17 protein-coding genes are annotated in these 20144 nt (G+C 46.4%); 7 read left to right on the plus strand and 10 right to left on the minus strand.

What is annotated here, in order from left to right; all coding sequences use genetic code 11:
* Nucleotides 1-29 precede the first annotated feature (29 nt).
* Complete coding sequence (locus tag DHX103_RS04495; protein WP_422124076.1) at nt 30-212, plus strand: SE1832 family protein; 183 nt, start codon at nt 30-32, stop codon at nt 210-212.
* A gap of 140 nt (nt 213-352) precedes the next feature.
* On the plus strand, nt 353-1918 hold the full coding sequence (locus DHX103_RS04500) for an ABC-F family ATP-binding cassette domain-containing protein (protein ID WP_422124077.1): 1566 nt from the start codon (nt 353-355) through the stop codon (nt 1916-1918).
* A 44-nt stretch (nt 1919-1962) separates the two neighbouring features.
* Here DHX103_RS04500 and DHX103_RS04505 read toward each other — a convergent pair whose 3' ends face one another.
* The 3 genes from DHX103_RS04505 to DHX103_RS04515 form a co-directional block, all read right to left on the minus strand.
* Complete coding sequence (locus tag DHX103_RS04505) at nt 1963-3414, minus strand: phospholipase D-like domain-containing protein (RefSeq protein ID WP_422124078.1); 1452 nt, start codon at nt 3412-3414, stop codon at nt 1963-1965.
* A gap of 188 nt (nt 3415-3602) precedes the next feature.
* Complete coding sequence (locus DHX103_RS04510) at nt 3603-4139, minus strand: RNA polymerase sigma factor (protein WP_422124079.1); 537 nt, start codon at nt 4137-4139, stop codon at nt 3603-3605.
* A 250-nt stretch (nt 4140-4389) separates the two neighbouring features.
* Complete coding sequence (locus DHX103_RS04515) at nt 4390-5631, minus strand: CNNM domain-containing protein (protein ID WP_422124080.1); 1242 nt, start codon at nt 5629-5631, stop codon at nt 4390-4392.
* A gap of 154 nt (nt 5632-5785) precedes the next feature.
* Between DHX103_RS04515 and DHX103_RS04520 the strand changes: the two genes are divergently transcribed.
* The 4 genes from DHX103_RS04520 to DHX103_RS04535 all read left to right on the plus strand — a co-directional run bounded on the left by DHX103_RS04520 (nt 5786) and on the right by DHX103_RS04535 (nt 9917).
* Nucleotides 5786-7162, plus strand: coding sequence for a dipeptidase (locus tag DHX103_RS04520; RefSeq protein WP_422124081.1), 1377 nt, complete (start codon nt 5786-5788; stop codon nt 7160-7162).
* A 121-nt stretch (nt 7163-7283) separates the two neighbouring features.
* Nucleotides 7284-7850, plus strand: coding sequence for a glycerol-3-phosphate acyltransferase (locus DHX103_RS04525; protein WP_422124082.1), 567 nt, complete (start codon nt 7284-7286; stop codon nt 7848-7850).
* 110 nt (nt 7851-7960) lie between these two features.
* On the plus strand, nt 7961-8815 hold the full coding sequence (locus DHX103_RS04530; RefSeq protein WP_422124083.1) for a DegV family protein: 855 nt from the start codon (nt 7961-7963) through the stop codon (nt 8813-8815).
* Between the two features lie 82 nt (nt 8816-8897).
* Nucleotides 8898-9917 (plus strand): DUF2804 domain-containing protein, encoded by a 1020-nt coding sequence (locus DHX103_RS04535; protein WP_422124084.1) that lies wholly within the window; start codon nt 8898-8900, stop codon nt 9915-9917.
* A 412-nt stretch (nt 9918-10329) separates the two neighbouring features.
* On the opposite strand, the gene DHX103_RS04540 is transcribed toward DHX103_RS04535, so the two are convergent.
* From DHX103_RS04540 to DHX103_RS04560, 5 genes are all read right to left on the minus strand, one after another.
* Nucleotides 10330-11058: a glycerophosphodiester phosphodiesterase gene (locus tag DHX103_RS04540; protein WP_422124085.1), complete on the minus strand. Its 729-nt coding sequence runs from the start codon at nt 11056-11058 to the stop codon at nt 10330-10332.
* Between the two features lie 10 nt (nt 11059-11068).
* On the minus strand, nt 11069-11923 hold the full coding sequence (gene kynA, locus DHX103_RS04545) for a tryptophan 2,3-dioxygenase (RefSeq protein ID WP_422124086.1): 855 nt from the start codon (nt 11921-11923) through the stop codon (nt 11069-11071).
* Between the two features lie 81 nt (nt 11924-12004).
* On the minus strand, nt 12005-12850 hold the full coding sequence (locus DHX103_RS04550) for a GNAT family N-acetyltransferase (protein ID WP_422124087.1): 846 nt from the start codon (nt 12848-12850) through the stop codon (nt 12005-12007).
* Nucleotides 12851-12958: 108 nt separating this feature from the next.
* Nucleotides 12959-14785 (minus strand): ABC transporter ATP-binding protein, encoded by a 1827-nt coding sequence (locus DHX103_RS04555; protein ID WP_422124724.1) that lies wholly within the window; start codon nt 14783-14785, stop codon nt 12959-12961.
* Nucleotides 14778-16505 carry an ABC transporter ATP-binding protein gene (locus DHX103_RS04560; RefSeq protein WP_422124088.1) on the minus strand — a complete coding sequence of 576 codons (1728 nt, stop codon included), beginning with the start codon at nt 16503-16505 and terminating at the stop codon, nt 14778-14780. The genes DHX103_RS04555 and DHX103_RS04560 overlap by 8 nt, the downstream gene beginning before the upstream one ends.
* A 258-nt stretch (nt 16506-16763) precedes the next feature.
* Here DHX103_RS04560 and DHX103_RS04565 point away from each other — a divergent pair, with 258 nt between their 5' ends.
* On the plus strand, nt 16764-18788 hold the full coding sequence (locus DHX103_RS04565; RefSeq protein WP_422124089.1) for an EAL domain-containing protein: 2025 nt from the start codon (nt 16764-16766) through the stop codon (nt 18786-18788).
* 21 nt (nt 18789-18809) lie between these two features.
* Here the strand turns inward: DHX103_RS04565 and DHX103_RS04570 are convergent, their stop codons facing one another.
* Both DHX103_RS04570 and DHX103_RS04575 read right to left on the minus strand, forming a co-directional pair.
* Nucleotides 18810-19277 (minus strand): threonine/serine exporter family protein, encoded by a 468-nt coding sequence (locus DHX103_RS04570; RefSeq protein ID WP_422124090.1) that lies wholly within the window; start codon nt 19275-19277, stop codon nt 18810-18812.
* A 12-nt stretch (nt 19278-19289) separates the two neighbouring features.
* Nucleotides 19290-20045 (minus strand): threonine/serine exporter family protein, encoded by a 756-nt coding sequence (locus DHX103_RS04575; RefSeq protein WP_422124091.1) that lies wholly within the window; start codon nt 20043-20045, stop codon nt 19290-19292.
* Nucleotides 20046-20144: the final 99 nt, after the last annotated feature.

Below are 20144 nucleotides of genomic sequence, written 5' to 3' on the forward strand. Positions count from 1 at the left end.
TATAATGAAGGAAAAATGCGGGTGATTATGTGAACAGGCAGGAAATCGAATATGAAATCGCTGAATTAAAGATGGATTACGTTCGCCATCAAGGTGATATCGAGAAACTGGAAACGACAGGACACGCCAAAATGGTGGAGAAGGCGGAACAGCGTCTCGAACGAATGGAACAGCAACTGGCGGAATTAAACCAAAAACTCGCGGCTTTGTAACCGCGGTTTTTTTATTGAGTGCTTTCCTGTAAGCGAGCAGAGCTCCAGCCACGGAAACGGACAGACAATTAGAATATTGAATGCTATGGACGGTCACCAAACGACCGGGCTTTACAGCTATAAATGGAGGAATTACTTACATGAGTTTATTGACAGTAGAAAATTTAAGCCACACATTCGGCGACCGGACATTGTTTAACGACGTGTCTTTCCGCTTGATCGAAGGCGAACATGTCGGCCTTGTCGGCGCAAACGGTGTCGGCAAATCGACGATGATGAATATTTTAACAGGCAAATTAATCCACGATGAAGGCCGTGTCGAATGGCAGCCGCGCACGCATTACGGTTACCTGGATCAGCACACGCAATTGCAGCCGGGGCGGACAATCCGCGAAACGATGCAGGATGCGTTTCTTCCGCTTTACAAAAAGGAAGAAGAGTTAAATGAAATCGCTATGAAGATGGGCGAACCTGATGCTGATCTTGAAGAATTGATGGAGCAGATGGCCGAAGCGCAAGATACGCTTGATGCCGGTGACTTCTATACGCTTGATGGCAAAATCGACGAAATTGCACGTGGCCTTGGGCTGGATGCAATCGGACTCGAACGTCCGGTTGAAGCGTTATCCGGCGGACAGCGCACGAAATTGCTGTTGGCGAAGCTTCTTTTGGAAAAACCAAAAGTCCTTTTGCTCGATGAGCCGACCAACTATCTCGACGAAGAACATATCCAGTGGCTCGTCAATTATTTGAAAAACTATCCGCATGCGTTCCTTTTGATTTCCCATGATACAGAATTTATGAGTTCAGTGACGGGTGTCATTTTCCATTTGGAATTCTCACGTCTGTCACGCTACACGGCAAGTTACGAAAAATTCATCGAGTTGGCGGAGCTAGCCAAGCAGCAGCATCTGGATGCTTATGAAAGACAAGAAGATATGATCAAGAAGACTGAAACGTTCATTGCCAAAAACAAAGCGCGTGCCTCAACTACCGGACGCGCGAAGTCACGCCAGAAACAGCTTGACCGTATGGACCGCATCGACAAGCCTGAAGTTGCGGCGAAACCGCAATTTGCATTCAAGGAAACACGCAGCCCGAGCCGCTATGTAGTGGAAGCGGAAGCGTTGTCGATCGGCTATGACAATCCCTTATTGCCGCCGTTGTCGTTCATGATCGAACGCGGTGAAAAAATTGCGCTCGTCGGCATGAACGGCGTCGGGAAATCGACATTACTCAAAACGATGCTTGGCAAAATTAAACCTTTAGACGGCAACGTTCTTCTGGGAGAATATTTAACACCGAGTTATTTTGAACAGGAAACCAAAGCGCCTACCCATACGCCGCTTGATGAAATCTGGGCCGCTTACCCGAGCATGGATCAGGGGCAAGTGCGCGGCGCACTTGCACGCACCGGTTTGAAAAACGAACACATCTCCCGTTCGATGACGCAACTGAGCGGTGGCGAACAAGCCAAAGTCCGTTTATGCAAATTAATGATGGAAGAAAGCAATTGGCTGATTTTCGATGAACCGACTAACCACTTGGACATCGACGCCAAAGCCGAATTGAAACGTGCGATGCAAGCTTACAAAGGCACCATCGTACTCGTCAGTCACGAACCTGAATTTTACGAAGGCCTTGCAACGAAAGTTTGGGACGTAGAAGAATGGATCACATCAGGCAAAGAGCCGCAAATCAAATAAAACGGTCAAAGAGCCCTTCCCGGTTTCGGGAAGAGCTCTTTTTTTTAATATGTTGTTAACTTAAAGATTTTCTGGAAACCGTAAATCCCCCGCTGCCAGAATGTGAAGTCATCCTGATAAGCGTCTGTCTCAAGGGTATACAGTGCATCTTCGTTATCCCATATACGGTCAAAATACTCATCCATCTCCCCGACGAGTTCACTGTCATTCGGGGCAACGATCCGGAGATTGCTTTCAACATTATAATTCATGAAGGCTCGTTCCGTGTAATTGGTCGAGCCGCCGGAAATATAGCTTTCTTCCGCAGTATTGATCATGATTGATTTGGTATGGAATTGGCCGACCACGGCATTATACCAGCGCACTTCGATCCGATCATCCGTTTCCGCGAGCATTTCATGAACAGCCGGACGATTGGGCAGGCCGGTTTTCTCTGTCCCGAACGCATTTTCGTTCGGATCGAGCACCATTCTCACCTTCACACCACGATTGGCAGCTTCGGTGAGCGCGTTCACGACAGCGCCTTCGGCTATATAGAACATAGCCAGATGGATGCTGTCGCCTTCTTCAGTCTTCTCTATATCCGCTACTAGCGTATCCAGCACTTTCTTTTCCGTCACGTATTGTACCTGGTAATCGCCTTGCTGTTCTTGTACCTCTGCACGCGGAAATTCCGGTCCCCCGGAAAATTTCGAAACCGCCTCTTCTGATTCCAAAATATCATTTATCACCGGACCACTTACTTTAAAAGCCATATTGCCATGCAGGCCACTGGCGTTATGCGGATTGGCGGAACTGATGATTGCCTCTTTTTCCGTAATGACTGCTTTGCGGTGATTGGCTTTGATGTTCATCATTTTCAGATACGATGAAATCGTCAACTCAGGCGCATCACTCGACATGCCATTCGGCAGCCAGCCCTTTCCGCCTGCATCAAACCACTGAAAAACGACTCGGTAAAGTCCCGAATATAACGGTGTGGAATCACGCAGCTCGTCCAGATCCGTCACGATCACTTCAATGCCTTCGTCTTCCATCGTACCGAGCAGCTGGCTTTCATAAGATCCGTACCCAAAATTCAGTGGATCCGTTATGAAATAAATGGGGAAATCAGGATCTTCCTCTTTTTTTGCCAGCAATTTATTGGTCAGCGTTTCCGCCACTGCAGGAAAATCGACTTCCAGATCCGAATAGTTATCAAAAAGGAACAGATCAATGACGATAAATTCCTCTGCTTCTTCAATCATTGCATAGATTTCATCAAAAATTCGCAGCTCATGTTGCAAATCTGTACCTTCCTGATCCTGAGCAAAAGACAGGTCGTAAATCATTTCCACGTCTTCCACCTGGTGGAGATCGCCTGCGTATTGGAGGCCCTCAGGCAAGGGTTTAAACGTATGCCAGACAATTACCCCAATATACATCATTGCGAGCACGCCGAGAATGCCCATAATTATTCTTTTGCGTTTGCTCCAGCCGCTCACTCTTTTTTTCATCCTCATGTCCCCCTCATCTGTCCTAATTCTACTGCAATTGCAGAAAAAATTCTTTAAATATTTTCCAATATTTTATCCTATTATATTAAATAGTTCTGCAAACTCATATCCGATAAATTTTCACAAAAAAAGACATGCCCCATTTCGGCACATCTTTCATTATATATAGAAACAACAGAAAAGCGACTTTAAGCAGGCAAGACGTATTCGCGCGTCTGTACATCTTCAAGCAATAAATCCTTCAACCTTTGCTTACCGCGGAAAAGACGGGATTTGACAGTCCCAATCGACACTTTCATCGCTTCGGCAATTTCAATCAATGATAGCTGATGGACATAAAAATAGACGATTGTCGTCCGGTAAATCGTATCCAATTGCGAAATCTTATTTTGCAGCAAAACCGAAACATCCTGTTGCTCCAATATTTCTGCAGCTCCGGCAGTATCTGACGGGATAAGGTCCAGCAGGGAAATATCCAGGCCTTCCGGCTGCTGCTGCACATGTTTGCTGCGGCGTACATTTTTACGGTACCGATCACGGAAAGTATTCATACAGATTGTTGTCAGCCAGGCTTTGACATGATTGACATCCTCGATTGACGATTCATAACGTACCACTTTCAGCCACACTTCTTGCATCAGATCTTCGGCCTCGACTTTATTGCGCGTCAGCTTCAGGCATAAATGATAAATATAGCGATTGTACTCTGTGTATAAACTTTCCATGAAAGGTTCCTCCGTCCAGTTTTTCTTATTAACCTTATTGTGCCGGAAAGGAACCTTTCACTCTATCGCTCCCGCTTTCATTTGCCTTACATTGTTGTAATAAAGAAAAGCGACGGCGCCCGTTTAGCTCTGAAAGGCACAAGACGGAACAATGAAGTGGCGGTTTTTGCCACGTAATTGGACCGGCTTATGATCCGAAGAGCTGGGCCGCCGGAGTCTGGACAACAAAAAAACCCGCCCAAAGGCAGGTTTACGCGTAGACTTCTTCACTTTTTTTTGTGATCGTCAACCGGACAATCCGGTTGCGGTCCATTTCATTTACTTCGACGTGCAGATTCTCATATGTGAATTGTTCGCCTTCGTCCGGCACGTGGCCAAGCTGCTGCATGACAAATCCGGCGATGGTATCGTGGTCGTTCGGCACTTCCACTTCGAACATTTCGTTGACATCTTCGATTTCCAGGCGGCCGTGGCAGGATAAGGTCGTGTCGGTCATAACAAAGACCAGCTCATCATCTTCCTCATCCGTCTCGTCTTCGATATCCTGGCCGATCATTTCTTCGATAATGTCTTCGTGTGTGACAATTCCGAGCGTTCCGCCGTATTCATCCAAAATAACCGCCATATGTTTTTTCTTGGCCATCATCATTTTGAATACTTTTTCAACGCTGACGGACTGCACTACGAATAATGGGTTATCATCCATCAATTCCTGCAGCGTCAGATTCGGGTTCATTGACCATTCGATCAATTTCTTGGAATAAAACAGGCCAACTACGTTATCCAGGCTGTCTTCATATACCGGGTAACGGGTATACGAGGAATCCAGAATCAGATCCCGGATTTCTTCGTAAGTTGAATCCAACGGAATCCCGACAATATCTGTCCGGTGGGCAGACATGACGTCCGAAACGTCTTTGTGCGGAAAATCCAGGACGCCTTTGATGCGTTCAGATTCATCTTCTTCAAAAGTACCTTCAGTCGAGGCGATATCCACCATGGTCCGCAATTCTTCCTTGGTCATCGTCGCTTCTTTGACGTGGCCTTTTGAAATGATGCGGATGAATACATTGGTGAACTGCGCGAGCAGCCAAGTAAGCGGCTTGAGTAAAACCACAAGCACCCAGATTACAGGACCAACAATATAGGCGACTTTATCCGAAAATGTTGCCGCAATGGTTTTTGGCAGCACTTCACCGAAGATAATCAATGTGAGCGTCAAAATTGCCGTAGCAAGCCCGACTTCCCATCCTCTATCAATAGCAATCATGGTAACAAGGGTTGGCAGCATGATATTGGCGATATTATTTCCGATTAATATGGTAGTGATCATCCGGTCCGGCTTCGCAATTAACTTCTGCAGCTTCTGTGCTTTTACATCCCCCTGCTCCGCGCGAAGATGGACCTTCATCCTATTAACCGCAGTCAATGCCGTTTCGCTTCCCGATAAGAAGAACGACATCATTAAAAATATTCCCAACGCTATAAACAAAATTGTTTCCTCCAGTGTCTAAAACACAAAATTTTTACGAGCTAATTTCCGTAATGATAATTATATCACAGCGTTTTTCCATCTGTCGAAAACTATCACTTCCTTATGTTATACTTTTCCCATTAATAAGAAATTTATGAAAAGAGGTTTTTAAATGGAAGCAAAACAAATTGATCGCTATTTTCAGGAACGACGCGGGGAACATCTCGAAGAACTGGAAAAGTTCCTCCGCATCCCTTCTGTCAGTTCATTATCCGAACACAAAGAAGATATGCTGACAGCTGCCGAATGGCTGGTTAAAGCATTTCAAAAAGCAGGACTCGAGAATGTTAAAATCGACGAAACCGGCGGCCATCCGCTCGTCTACGCCGACTGGCTCCATGCTGAAGGCAAACCGACTGTATTGGTCTATGGCCATTACGACGTCCAGCCGGTCGACCCGCTGCATCTCTGGGAATCGCCGCCTTTCGAGCCACAGGTTCGCGACAATAAATTGTACGCGCGCGGAGCAAGCGATGATAAAGGGCAAACCTTCATGCATATCAAAGCCGCCGAAGCGCTGCTGCAGCAAAACGGCGAACTTCCCGTCAATATGAAATTCATCATCGAAGGTGAAGAGGAAATCGGCAGTCCAAGTCTGCCGGCATATGTCGAGAAAAATAAAAATGCGCTGGAAGCTGACATCATTGTCATCTCGGATACCGGTATGCAAGGGCCGGGCCGACCGGCAGTATGCTATGGCTTACGCGGGCTCGCCGGCATTCAGATCGATGTGAAAGGTCCAAAAGGAGATTTGCATTCGGGATTATACGGCGGGGCTGTTCAGAATCCACTCCATGCCATCGTTGAAATTCTGGAAAGCTTCCGCGATAAAGAAGGCGTCATCCAAGTCGAAGGATTCTACGACGACGTGCTGCCGGTGTCCGACAAAGAACGCGCGGAATTCGCCGCCCTCGAATTCAATCTTGAGGATGAAAAGCGGGATCTTGGCATCACCGAAGATTTTGGCGAACAGGGCTATTCATTTGTTGAACGCACATGGATCCGTCCGACCCTTGAACTCAACGGCATCACTGGCGGCTTCTCCGGGGAAGGCATCAAGACCGTGCTGCCAGCAGAAGCCAGCAGCAAAATCACCTGCCGCCTTGTGCCGAACCAGGATCCGGATGACATTATCGCCAAATTAAAAGCGCATGTCGAAGCGCATAAGCCGGCTGGCGTTTCTGTTGAAATTACGGAATTCGATAAAGGCAAGCCGTTCCTGACACCATTCGACCACCCGGCAATTCAGGCAGCCGGCCGTTCTTACGAAAAAATTTACGGCGTGCCGACAGCGTTCACCCGCATGGGCGGATCGATTCCAATCGTTGCCGCGTTCGATGAAATTCTTGAACGCCCTGTCGTTTTGATGGGCTTCGGCCTGGCGTCTGAAAACTTCCATGCGCCAAACGAACATTTCCATCTTGAAAACTTCGACAAAGGTTTGCGCGTCATCTGCGACTACCTGTTTGAAGCTTCTGCATTGAAATAAATCCAGATTATCCACCTTCCCGCTCCTGACAGCGGGAAGGTTTTTTCGTTGCGCTGTTTCATTCCTAAGAAAAAACTGATTTACTTATATACATATAGAAGCAATTATTGGAGGCAATGCAATGCTGATTTATTTTATTTTTTCCTATTTGGTCGGAACGCTCATGACCGCCTGGCTCGTCGGCAAATGGAAAGGGGTCGATCTCACCAAAGAACTGAGCGGCAATCTTGGCGCACGCAACGCCGGTGCTGTCATCGGCAAGCGGGCTTTTCTGCTGACGTTCCTGGGTGATGCCGGGAAAGGGGCATTATTGGTTTTTGTGGGGTTTTATTTCAATTTCCCGTTATGGGCCATTGCCGTCTCCGGACTTTTGGCCGTGATTGGGCATCTATTCCCTTTTTGGCTCCCTGGACGCGGCGGAAAAGGCATCGCGGTTTTTATCGGCGTCACGTTCTTTTTAACGCCTGAACTGTTTCTCGCCATGTTTGTCATGTTCATCGCCTTTTATCCATTTTTTAAAAGTGCCACTTTATGCATGTTATGCGCCTTTACAGCCTTTATTACGATGGCAGCCGTTCTTCAGGTATTCGCCATTGTCTGGCCGCTGATTCTTGCCATAATTATTATTGTTTACCGCCATCGTTTTGACATCGAAGAATCCTATACGAACCGTTTTGCCAAGAGCTGATGCAAGTTTGCGGCCATCGCTGAATATTCAGCGGTGTCGCTCTATCCGCATAATACTATTCATGTTATAGTTTTATTATTCAAAAAAATTAAAAGATGGGATGTTGACTTATGAAAAAACCGATTGCATGGGTAATTGATTCAACAGGTTATGTTACCGAAGAAATGAAAGCGCATCCAGATGTCTATGTTGTGCCGCTGAATATCCATTTTGGCACTGAAGAATTTATTGACGGAGTCGACCTTACCCAGGCTCAATTATATGAACGCATTAAAGCTGCTCCGGAATTCCCGAAAACCTCTCAGCCGTCTGCCGGCAAATTTGCGGAGCTTTACGACAAGCTGAAAGAAGAATATGACTGCGCGATCGCGGTCCATGCTTCTGCAAAATTAAGCGGAACCATCGCCTCTTCCATAGCCGGTGCCGATATGTCGGAATTCAAAGTGTATGCAGTCGATTCGCTTGCCTTGTCCTATGGCTTGACGGGATTGATGGAACGCGGCTTGGAGCTGCAAAAAGAAGGCCTTGAAGCAGAACAAATCGCCAAAAAACTGGAAAAAGAAACTGCTGATTTCCGCAATTACATTTTAATCGGCAATCTCACCCAATTGTATAAAGGCGGCCGGATGAGCGGCGCTCAATATTATATCGGCAGCCTGCTGCAAGTCAAACCGATTGTCCAGCTCACTGCCGAAGGTGAATTGAAGCCAATCGACAAAGTCCGCTCCCACAAGAAAGCTGTGAAGTACCTGATCGACCACGCCGTGAAAGATCATGAAGAACATGGCGTAGACACTTTCCAGATTATGCATGGCAACACGCTGGAAGAAGCTGAAAACCTGAAACGCGAAGTGTTGAAAGTCATTCCGGAAGCACAAATCGTTATCGGTGATTTGAGTTCATCTCTTGCTGTTCACGCAGGAGAAGGCACCTTGGCATTTATGTGGAGAATGAGTCCTCAATAATATTTGGCTGCAGGGAGTTATTAGGAGATATCAATCGTTTCTTCTGCTACAATGAAAGCAGAATGACGGTGAGGTGGAAGGAATGCAGCATGTTGAACGCGAGATCTATAAGAGCGTAGAACTTTGTGATGCCAAAGGCCAGTTAAACCCTGAAGCTATTGGATTTGCACGTACCCCGCTTATCGTCAGCAACCTTAAAGGCAATTTCATGCGCAAGAAAAAGTGGAATTATTGGTGTGTGTTCGGAGAAGAAATCATGTTTTCTGCTACCATCAGCCACTTGGATTACGCCACAGTCTGTTTTGTTTATTTCCTGAACTACGAAACCCAGCGTTTTTATGAAAAGACCATCGTTATGCCCTTTTCCAGAAAGCGCATCATCGCGGATGAAGCGATGGAAACCTGTAAATTCCAGCATCCTGAAATGGCAATTGAATTTCTTTATAACCAGGATTCAACACGGATTACAGTTGAGGTTGATGATTTTGACGGCGAAAAACTGACAGCTGACCTGGATGTCAGCCACCCCAAAAACCACGAGTCGATGAATGTGGTCATTCCATGGAATCGCCAAACTTTCCAGTTCACCGGTAAGCATCTGTGTCTGCCGGCAACCGGAACCGTGAAAATAGGTGCAGAGCTTTTTAACTTCGAGCCGGTAGAAAGCTTTGCCGTATTGGATACCGGAAGAGGGGTTTGGCCCCGGGAATCTTCCTGGAATTGGGCCATGGCTTCGCAAAGGTCGCTCGGTAAAATTATCGGGTTGAATTTTGGCGGCAAATGGACGGATGGAACAGGGATGACGGAGAATGCTTTTTTCGTCAATGGCAAAATGCATAAAATTCATGAAGATGTACTTTTTCACTACAATACAGAAAATTTTAAAGAGCCTTGGCAGATTGCCAGTAAATTTTCGGATGATGTAAAATTGGAATTTACCCCCTTTTTCGAACGGATTTCCAAAAGCGATATGAAATTAGTCAAATCGGAAGTTCATCAGATGTTTGGCTATTATAACGGGTACGTACGCTACGCAGACGGAAAGAAGTTAAAAATTTCCCAATTGCTTGGCTCCATTGAAGAGCATTATGCGAAATGGTAAAAAAAGAAGACGCCGGCAAGCTGCCGGCGTCTTCTTTTTCTTTTATTGAGAAAGACGTACACACTTCAATCATTTCGCTTTAGACGGACGCTTTCCACGAGCTCACGTCCATGCCTTCTCACTCGCATTGCTCACTCCGGGGTCTTGGTCGCTGCTTTGCTTCATTCAGGTTCTGTGTAGAACCTCAGTGTCAACTGTCTCATTCAACGCAGAATTTGGATGGCTCTCCATTTTTAAAAAACGATTTTGAGATATGGAGCAAAACAGCGCAGACGCCTCCTTGGGGAAGGGGAAAATAAGCATGCTCCTGCATCGCTTCGCTGCTTCGTCGCAAAGACTTGACCTCGCAGGCTTCGGCCAAGGTCTTAGCAAGCTGTTTTGCGGAATATCGGTTATCAGAAGCCGTTCTTTTTTATTGATTTACCGGGCTTTCCAGTTCTGCCAGCATTTTCTCTGGAAAATCGGTAAAGATACCGTGAATGCCGATTTGTTGCAGTTGTTGTGCGTATTCAAGCTTATTAACGGTGTAGACATAAACAATGGCGCCTTTGCGCAATGCATCCGTTGCCATACGGCGAAAAGCTCCCGGCAGCGACATGTGGATGCGGTTCGTTCCGACCACTCTTGCGTAATCGTAAACATCGACATAGACGTCCAATGTTAAAATCGCCGATTCCACCGTTTTCTTGTGGCAAACAGTCTGCACATCCTCGTGGTTAAAAGAAGAAATGAGGATGCGATCAGCAAAGCCGCGTCTCTCAGCTTTTTCCAACACTTTATCCACGAGACCCACGTAAGGGAACACATCCGTTTTCAACTCAATATTCAAGCGGTGATTGGTGTCCTGGAAAACATCGAACACTTCATCCAATGTGGGAATCTTCTCCCCCGCCCATTCTTCCGAAAACCATGAACCCGCATCCAGCTTTCGCACTTCGTTCAACGTCATATCTTTTATATAACCTTTTCCATCCGTTGTCCGATTGACTTTTTCATCGTGGATCACCACTATTTCGCCATCGATCGTCAGATGGACATCAATTTCAACACCTGTAATCGGCAACTCTGCCGCCGCTTTAAAAGCCGCCAACGTATTTTCCGGATGCGTTCCTGAACATCCCCTGTGTGCGTAAATTCTCATAAGACACCCCTTAAATTTCTGTTCTGATCTCCCATAATTCCGGGAAGAAATATTGATCCAGCACTTTCTTCAAATAATTGACTCCCGACGAGCCGCCTGTGCCCTGCTTGAATCCGATGATGCGCTCCACCGTCTTCATATGCCGGAAGCGCCATTGCTGCAGCCAGTCTTCGATATCAACAAGCTTTTCAGCCATTTGATACAATTCCCAGTGCGTATCCACATCACGATAAACCGCGATCCAGGCCTCCCTGACACTGTCATTCGGTTCGTAAACCGTTGTAATGTCCCGGTCGAGAACTTCCTTATCTATCGCAAAACCGCTGCGTGCCAATTTTTGAATAGCCGCATCATATAGGCCTGGCGCATTGAAAGCAGCCGTTAATTCCTCGAGAAGTGCTGGATCCTTCTCGTAAATTTTCAGTACATGCTTGGTTTTATAGCCCAAAGCGAATTCGATCATCCGGTATTGATAGGACTGGAACCCACTGGCATTGCCTAAATCATCGCGAAATTCCATATATTCCGCCGGCGTCATCGTCGCCAAAACGTCCCAACCGTTAATGATCTGCGATTGAATTTTCGATACACGCGCCATTTGCTTGAACGCCGGCTGCAAATCATCCGCTTCAATGCTGCGTATTGCGGCGCGCAGTTCATGCAGGATCAATTTCATCCAAAGTTCTGACACTTGATGAATGACGATAAACAGGGTTTCGTCGTGATGGCCGCTGACCCCGTCCTGTGCTGTCAGCAATTGATCCAGATGCAAATATTCTCCATAAGTCATGCTTTCCTTGAAATCAGTGCGGATATTTTTTTCTGACGCTGCGGCAATGTTCTGACCGTTATTATATTTATCCATTGGAATGGCTCCTTCTGGCTCTGCTTTTTCTCTGCTGATGGGTAAACTGCGCTATCATTCTGCATACATTTATTTAAACCGTTATTGAGACTTTTTCCAATATGCGACTGTATGTACCGGAATAAAACCCGATTTTTCATAGACAGCCAAAGCATCATTTTCTGTTTCCACTTCAAGAACAACCCGTTTTTTCCCCAGTTGTGCAGCGTGTTGCCGGCACCATAACAGGAAAGCCTTGCCATAGCCTTGCCCCTGGTCGGCGGGGTTTACAGCAAAGGCAGTTATCCAAAGTTCGCTGTCCCCTTGATCGATCAGCGCAGCGCTTGCCACCAACGCGTCATCCCGCTTCATTAGGAACACGGCCCGGTCACTGCTTGCTATATTATAATGCACAACCGGAAGAACCTCTTCATCGAAAGCGGCGGACATCAGCCTCTCGAGCGCATCCAGTTCCCCGTTGTACGGAATGACAACGGTTTGCTCCGGCAATGAAAAATCTTCCTGCGGTTCCGCTGCAAGCTCTATTTCCTTAAAATCCGGTTGATAACCCAGACTCTCCATAAAACTTTTGGCGCTTTCTTCTTCCACAAAAGCCGCATGTTCATCTGCAGCCTGCCGCTGCTTCAAACCGTAATCCACACCCCCGGCCAATGCCGAGCCAATGGTCAACCTTCTAAAACCCGGATGAACAAAAGCAGACCATTCATAGGAATCCAAACCGATGACATCCATTGCCGCGGCAAAGCCGAGCAATTCATTCTCTTCTGTATAGGCAAGCACGGCGAAACCGCTGGCATCAAATTGATCCCAGCTGGATTTAAACAGCGGTTTGCTGTAATCCTGCTCGCTGAGTTCTAAAAGTTCCTTCATATCTTGTATCGTGTCAGAATCCAGTGGAAACGATGCAATTGAAAGGGAAATATCCATCTTTGTACCACCTGTTCCTTTTTTTATTTATCGTATCATATCCGCACGGAAAGTTGTTTATCCATAAAAAAATCCCGGAGGCTAAATGCTCGCCCTCCGGAACCTTTGTTATAATTTCGCATCTGCCAGCATCGTGGCATACAAACCGTCTTTATTCAGCAGCTCTTGCTGCGTTCCTGCTTCCACCAATTTGCCCATCTCCATGACAAAAACCAAATCCGCCTGGCGCACTGTATTCAACCTGTGGGCGATAACGAAACTGGTTCTGCCGGCCATCAGCCGTTCGAGCGCTTCCTGAATTTTTAATTCGGTTACGGTATCGATACTGCTCGTCGCTTCATCCAGCAGCAGAATGACCGGGTCCGCAATCAACGCACGCGCAATTGACAGCAATTGCTTCTGCCCCTGCGAAATCATGGAGCCGTCTCCTTCTAGCACCGTATCATAGCCATTTGGCAGCTTTTGGATAAAGTCATGGGCATTGGCTTTCTTCGCCGCTTCAATAACTTCCTCTTGTGTTGCATCCAGTTTTCCGTAGCGGATATTATCGTAAACCGAAGTTTCGAACAGGAATGGATCCTGCAAAACAAAGGCGATCTGCTTGCGCAGCGTTTCCCGTGGCATCGAGGATATCGGCGTTCCATCAATCCGGATCTCGCCTTCATTGGCATCATAGAACCGGGCGAGCAATTGCATGATCGTTGTCTTGCCCGCACCCGTTGCACCGACCAGTGCAGCGGTCTGCCCGATGCCGACTGAAAAGCTGACGTCGCGGATCGTCCATTCTTCTTCGGCCCCTTCATATTTAAATGAAACATTATCAAATTCCACTTCGCCGGAAAATTCCTTGTCGGCATTTTTCACCAAATCATCTTTTTCTTCCGTTTCATCCATAATTGCAAAGACCCGCTCCGCACCGGCGATTGCCGACAGCACAGTATTGAATTGGTTGGCCAAATCGTTTAACGGCCGCGTGAATTGGCGGGAGTATTCCGTAAAGATGACGATAACACCGATTGACACAGAGCCGTTGAGCGCTAAAATTCCCCCAACGCCGGCGACAATCGCGAAGCTGCCGTTATTCAAGAAGTTCATCACTTTCGGAATAAAACCAGCATACGTCCACGCCCAGAAACCGGCGCGGCGAAGACGTTCACTTTTCACAAGAAATTCATCCATCACCCGCGGTTCCTGCGAAAACGCCTTGACGATCTTTTGACCGGAAATGGTTTCTTCGATCATGCCGTTCAAATCACCAACGGCACGTTGCTGCTCTTTATACAAACGTCCCGTCCTTTTCGTAATCCACTGAACCGAAACATACATCAGCGGAATGATGAAAAACGTCAGGAGGGTCAGCAACGGACTTAGCAGAAACATGACCACCGCTGTTCCCGTCAGTGTCAGGATGCTCGAGAACACCTGGATAAACGACGTGTTCAGCGTAGCCGAAACATTCTCCACGTCATTGGTCATACGGCTCATCAATTCACCGTGCTGCCGCTTGTCGAAGAAGGACACAGGAAGTTTCTGAAAATGCTTGAACAACCCTGTGCGCATCCGGTAAATAACCTGCTGGGCGATTCCCACCATCCAGTAATTCTGCAAATACAGGGAAATGGAGTGGCCGATATAAATCAGCACCAGCCACACAATGATAATTCCCATCCCCCCGAATTGTTCGGGAATGATGTATTGGTCGATCAAGACTCTACCGATTAAATAAGGTCCCAGAAGAGCCAGGGCTGAACTGACGAATACCAGCGCCAGCACCACAATCAAAAGAAAGCGTTGTTCATCGACCAGTTTCCAGATGCGGTGCAGCGTGGATTTCCAGTTTTGAGCCCGTTCCGTTTTTTTGTCCGGATCCCTTTTCAGATCTTCTTTTTTGATTATCGGTTCATAGCCGAAAGGGCGACGAATGGCATCAAACATATTCATCCACCTCCTCTTCCTGTTGCGACAAGGCAATCTTTCTGTACAATTCGGAGTGCTCCAGCAATTCTGCATGGGTGCCGTATGCCGATATTTCCCCTTCTTCAAGAAGAAGGATATGATCAGCCCGCATTGCTGTGCGGATTTTTTGCGTTACCACGAGCATTGTTGCTTGTTCCTGCTCCAATTCCTGCCACAACGTCGCTTCCGTTTTTACATCCAACGCACTGGTGCTGTCATCCAATATCAAAATGGCTGGTTTTCGAACAAGCGCACGCGCAATGGACAGCCGCTGTTTTTGCCCGCCCGACAGATTGACCCCTTTTTGGCCAACACGCGTCGAATAGCCTTTCGGGAATCTCACCACGGTATCGTGGATCTGCGCTTTAACAGCAGCGTCCGATAGTTCATCCTGGCGCGCATGTTCCTTGCCCCAGGAAAGGTTATCCGAAATTGTCCCTGTAAATAACAGGGATTGCTGCGGCACTACACCGATCGTTTTGCGCAAGGCACTCAGCGACCAATTTCTCACATCTCTGCCGTGGATCATCACTTTGCCACCGGTAACATCATAAAATCTCGGGATCAATTGGAGCAGTGAAGACTTCCCGGATCCGGTAGCGCCCATAATCGCCAGTTTTTCATTGGCTTTAATATGGAACGACAAGTTTTTCAGTACCGGAACAGAAGTACCCGGGTAGGTAAACGATACATTTTCAAATACGACATCCCCCCGCCGCAAAATTTCTGATTCTCCTTTAACGTCCTTTTCACGCACGTCTTCAGCAAGGAGAATTTCTTCTATCCGTTCAGATGACGCTTTCGAACGGGCAAAAGCCATGATGATGAATGAAAACATCGAGAATGCGCCGGTCATTCGCATTGCGTAATTGACAATGGCGACCAGTTCACCGATTTGTGCGTCGCCGCTTTGAATTTCAAATGCGCCAAACCACAACACCGCCAACAGCGATAAGTTCATACCGAACAGCAGAATCGGCAGGATGATTTCCATGATCCGAAACGCTTTGACCGTATCAGTTTTCAACGAGCCCGCCACTTCAGAGAAACGATTGGCTTCATACTTGCCGCGCAAATACGCTTTGATCAGGCGGACTGCCTGCAGATTTTCCTGCACCATCCGATTGACCCGGTCAAGCCGTTGCTGCACAAAGCTGAAATAGACGACGCCTTTTTTCACCATTATATAGAGGAAAGCCAAAAGAACAGGAAAAACGATCACCAAATAAATCGCGAGCTTGGGATTGACCACAAACGCCATGATCATACTACCGATCACCAATAACGGGGCGCGCAGCATAATGCGCAAACTCATGAACAGAATCTGCTGCACGAGCGTGACGTCACTCGTCAATCGGGTAATCAGGCCTGAAGCCGGGAATTTATTGAACATCGCAAGTGAAAACGACTGGATTTTGCCATAGACCGACTTCCGCAGATCAAACGAGAAACTTTGTGACACGTGGGCTGCAAAATAGGAGTTGGCGACACCTGAAGCAAAAGCCACAAGCGACAGACCCATCAGCAGCATGCCGAGCTGAATGATCACATCTCTGTCCCCCGCCACAATCCCATCATCGATGATGCCCGCTATCACAAGAGGCTGGATCAATTCCACAAATAATTCCAGCAGCATAAGGACTAATGCGATAACAATGTAAAATGTATATGGTTTAGCGTAGGAAAATACTGTTTTCAAAAAAATTGCCTCCTGAACATTTCGAAACTCGAACCTTTTATGTTGACTATTATTACACAATATTTTGTTAACGGGTAGTGATTTTATTTAATCTCAAAAATAACTGGTTATATAACCCAATTTTTTAGATATGTCGAATATTAATTGGCATTAAATGCATTTATTTTCTAAAATAAAACATGAATGTTTTGAAAAGGATGACGATAATCATTTTCTCCCCTATAATGAAAATAGACTTTGGAAAAGGAGCGTTATGGAATGAGTGAATTACAAGAATTGTTAGCTGATAATCTCGTTTTTAACCATATTCCTTTTCCCATAATCATTATTAACGAAAACGGCCAAACCGTTTGGTGCAGCCGTCACGCAGAAAGAGTTTTTCAAATTGAATCGGAATCCATCATAGGACAGACATGTTCTTTCATGAATCCCGATAAAGCTGCTCTCTATAAGTGTTCATGGGAAAAGATAGTAAACAGCAAGGAACCGATACGTCTTGAGGATGTTGAAGTGGAACTTGGTGACGGCACGTTGGCTTATACCACCGTTGTCACAAAGGTCTTCCGATCAGAAAAAGAAAAGTTTATCCTCACAATTTTTGAAATGGATGAAGCCCAAATGGCTGACTCGCCTGCACGTGAACTCGAAAGTTTGCGAAGTGGCCTGGATGATTCGTTCATGATGCTTTATTTTGATGAGGAATTTTTAATTACATATGCCAATCCACTATTTTTGAAGTTAAGCAAATGGACGCCAAAACGCATCCTCGGCAAACCTATCTGGCAAATGTTTGGTGACGCTGAAGAAACTCTTCAGCTTATCGAAAACATGATGGAGACTTTGAAAAATGGCGCAGTGTGGAACGGTGAAGTGAAGAAAGTGAAGAAAGATGGCGAAGCTTATTGGGTTGAACTGACGGCCATTCCGATGGCACTTGCCGGCGTTGAAACTTATTATATATTTTTGGAGAAAGATATCACAGAAGCAAAAGAAACTCAGCACCACCTGGAAGAAATCGCTTTTATCGATGCTGTAACAGGTTTGGAAAATCGTCACCGCTTAGAGCAGGTCGTCAATGAGTACATCGAAGAGCGCAAACATTTTTCGTTCGTGTTTTTTGATATCGACCATTTCTATACGTTGCGCGATGTCTCGAATAGCGATACGGAAAAAGAATTGCTGATTGAATTCACAAAGAGGCTTCGTATGTATTTTTCCGATTCGCTGATTACTCGGACCGGCCTGCATGAGTTCGCTTTGGTGACTCCTTTGAGCCAATGGTTTATAGAAGGTTTTCTGTCATATCTTCAGCAGCACCCCATTTATATCCAGGGGACTGCAATTCCGTTGACCGTGAGTGGCGCTGTCACCCGATATCCGGAAGACCAACAAACATTCGTTCATCTTATGAAAGCTTCGAATGCAACGATTAAAAAGATTAAAGAACGTGGAGGCAGTGCCATTTCGGCATTGACAGCAGATGATCACGAGCGGCTCAACCGAAAAGCACTTATCGAACGCCGGCTGATACATGCTCTCGACAAGAGAAATCTCGAGGTGCTTTATCAGCCTCAGGTCAATTTAAAAACAGGTGATGTTGAACGCGTCGAAGCATTGGTCCGCTGGCAGGATATAGAAGCCGGGATTGTCACACCTGATGAACTTATTCCAATTGCCGAAGAAAATGGCATGATTCATGAAATCGGCAGGTTTGTCATCGAAACCGTCTGTCACCAGTTGAAAGACTGGAATTCGCGCGACATTCCGATGAATGTCAGCATCAACTCCTCTATACGGGAATTCCGTGACAAGGATATGGCGAGGCTGTTTTTGGAACATTTAACCATCAACGGTTGCGATCCCAATCAACTGACGGTGGAAATCACTGAGAAGTTCGCTTTGGAAGCGGAAGCCGAACATTCGATTGTGCACCAGATGAAACAATTGCATCAAAAAGGAATTTCGTTCTCGCTCGACGATTTCGGAACGGGGTATGCTTCATTCCGTTACATGCTGCTGTTGCCGATTTCAAGCTTAAAAATTGATAAGGATATCATCCAGTCGATCACTCAGCAGGAAAAAATACAAAAGCTGATTAACGGCATGATTCAATTCGGTAAGTCCCTCGACCTGCAGGTAGTTGCAGAAGGTGTTGAAACGAAAGAACAATTCGAATTGCTTAGAGCTATGGATTGTGACAGCATTCAAGGTTATATAACCGGCCACCCAATGACAGCAACAGAACTCGAGTCCTGGCTGAAACAAACTTCCATCAGTCAATAAAAAAATCGGTATGCCGCGGACCTAAATCCGTGTCATACCGATTTTCTTTTGCATTCTTTTCGCTTGCTGTTTGAAAACCATTTGCATCAGCACTTCTGCAAAAACAAGGCCCATCGCAATGGCACCCGAAATCATCAGGGCATCCGCAGCGAAAGAGATGGCTTCCAAATAATTGTTCTCGACAATATTGCGCATCGAATTATAAGCCCGGCTTCCCGGAACAAGAGGAATGATGCCGGCGATACTGAAAACGATCATCGGCATCTTAAACTTTTTGGCAAGCATATGGGCTACCAAAGCAACCACAAACGCTCCCGCGAAAGTTGCCTGCACCGAATCATCGAAAATCTGGAAATATAGCCGGTAAATCAGCCAACCGCTCATTCCGACCAATCCACAACTGACAAGCGTTCTGCGCGGAGTATTAAAGACGACGCCAAAAGCGCCGGCAGCCAAAAAACTCAAAAAGGCTTCCAATGGCCAGTTCATCCAATTCCCCCTTTAAAATGAAAGTACAAGTGCAATTCCCGCTCCGATTGCGAAAGCTGTAAGGAACGCTTCGGCCCCTTTAGATATGCCTGATACAAAATGGCCAGCCATCAAGTCTCTTACTGCATTTGTTATCAATAAGCCCGGCACGAGGGGCATGACCGATCCGATAATGATCGTATCCAAATCCTGCCCCAGGCCTGCATAAATGACAAGGGAGGCAAGCGACCCAATTGCCAGCGCACCGACAAACTCTGCGAAAAACTTAACTCTGGTTGTTTCCAGTAATTTTTCCACTATATAAAAAGCAGTTCCTCCTATAAGGAATGCAAAAGGAAGATCTTCCCAGCCACCACCAAGCAAAATCAGGAAACAGGCACTTGCCACTGCTGCCGCCAAAACCTGGATCTGAATCGAAAACATATAATCTGTCTGGTCAATAATCTGCATTTCTTCATATGCCTGTTGCAGCGTCAGCTCACCGGCTACCATTCTTCTCGATACCGCATTCACTAAAGCCACTCTCTCCAAATCTGTGCGCCGACTGTTAATCCGGACAAATCGTGTTGCCAACTCATTGCTCGGAGAAAACATGATACCCGTCGGCGTTACAAAACAATGGGAATCCATCATTTTCTGGGAAACGGCCATGCGGATCATTGTGTCTTCGATTCGATATGTTTCTGCTCCGCTTTCCATCATGATTTTTCCGGCCAAAAGAAAACAATCCAATGCCAGTTCTCTTCTTGTTTCACCAGCCTGATTCACACAGATTCCCACCTTTCACTTTACACATGCCATTAATGATACAACACGTGGAGAAAAATTAAAACGCTCCGCCAAAGCGAAGCGTACAAATTGTATCAT

It is taken from the genome of Planococcus daihaiensis, from assembly GCF_049262615.1.
In the GTDB taxonomy this organism is placed as follows: Bacteria; Bacillota; Bacilli; order Bacillales_A; family Planococcaceae; genus Planococcus.

Coding starts and splice junctions, on each gene's coding strand:
- kynA (WP_422124086.1), bottom strand. CDS start 11,923: ATGGATAAATATAATAACGGTCAGAACATTGCCGCAGCGTCAGAAAAA.
- DHX103_RS04530 (WP_422124083.1), top strand. CDS start 7,961: ATGAAAAAACCGATTGCATGGGTAATTGATTCAACAGGTTATGTTACC.
- DHX103_RS04540 (WP_422124085.1), bottom strand. CDS start 11,058: ATGAGAATTTACGCACACAGGGGATGTTCAGGAACGCATCCGGAAAAT.
- DHX103_RS04550 (WP_422124087.1), bottom strand. CDS start 12,850: ATGGATATTTCCCTTTCAATTGCATCGTTTCCACTGGATTCTGACACG.
- DHX103_RS04570 (WP_422124090.1), bottom strand. CDS start 19,277: ATGAACTGGCCATTGGAAGCCTTTTTGAGTTTTTTGGCTGCCGGCGCT.
- DHX103_RS04510 (WP_422124079.1), bottom strand. CDS start 4,139: ATGGAAAGTTTATACACAGAGTACAATCGCTATATTTATCATTTATGC.
- DHX103_RS04500 (WP_422124077.1), top strand. CDS start 353: ATGAGTTTATTGACAGTAGAAAATTTAAGCCACACATTCGGCGACCGG.
- DHX103_RS04520 (WP_422124081.1), top strand. CDS start 5,786: ATGGAAGCAAAACAAATTGATCGCTATTTTCAGGAACGACGCGGGGAA.
- DHX103_RS04505 (WP_422124078.1), bottom strand. CDS start 3,414: ATGAAAAAAAGAGTGAGCGGCTGGAGCAAACGCAAAAGAATAATTATG.
- DHX103_RS04535 (WP_422124084.1), top strand. CDS start 8,898: ATGCAGCATGTTGAACGCGAGATCTATAAGAGCGTAGAACTTTGTGAT.
- DHX103_RS04525 (WP_422124082.1), top strand. CDS start 7,284: ATGCTGATTTATTTTATTTTTTCCTATTTGGTCGGAACGCTCATGACC.
- DHX103_RS04555 (WP_422124724.1), bottom strand. CDS start 14,785: ATGTTTGATGCCATTCGTCGCCCTTTCGGCTATGAACCGATAATCAAA.
- DHX103_RS04565 (WP_422124089.1), top strand. CDS start 16,764: ATGAGTGAATTACAAGAATTGTTAGCTGATAATCTCGTTTTTAACCAT.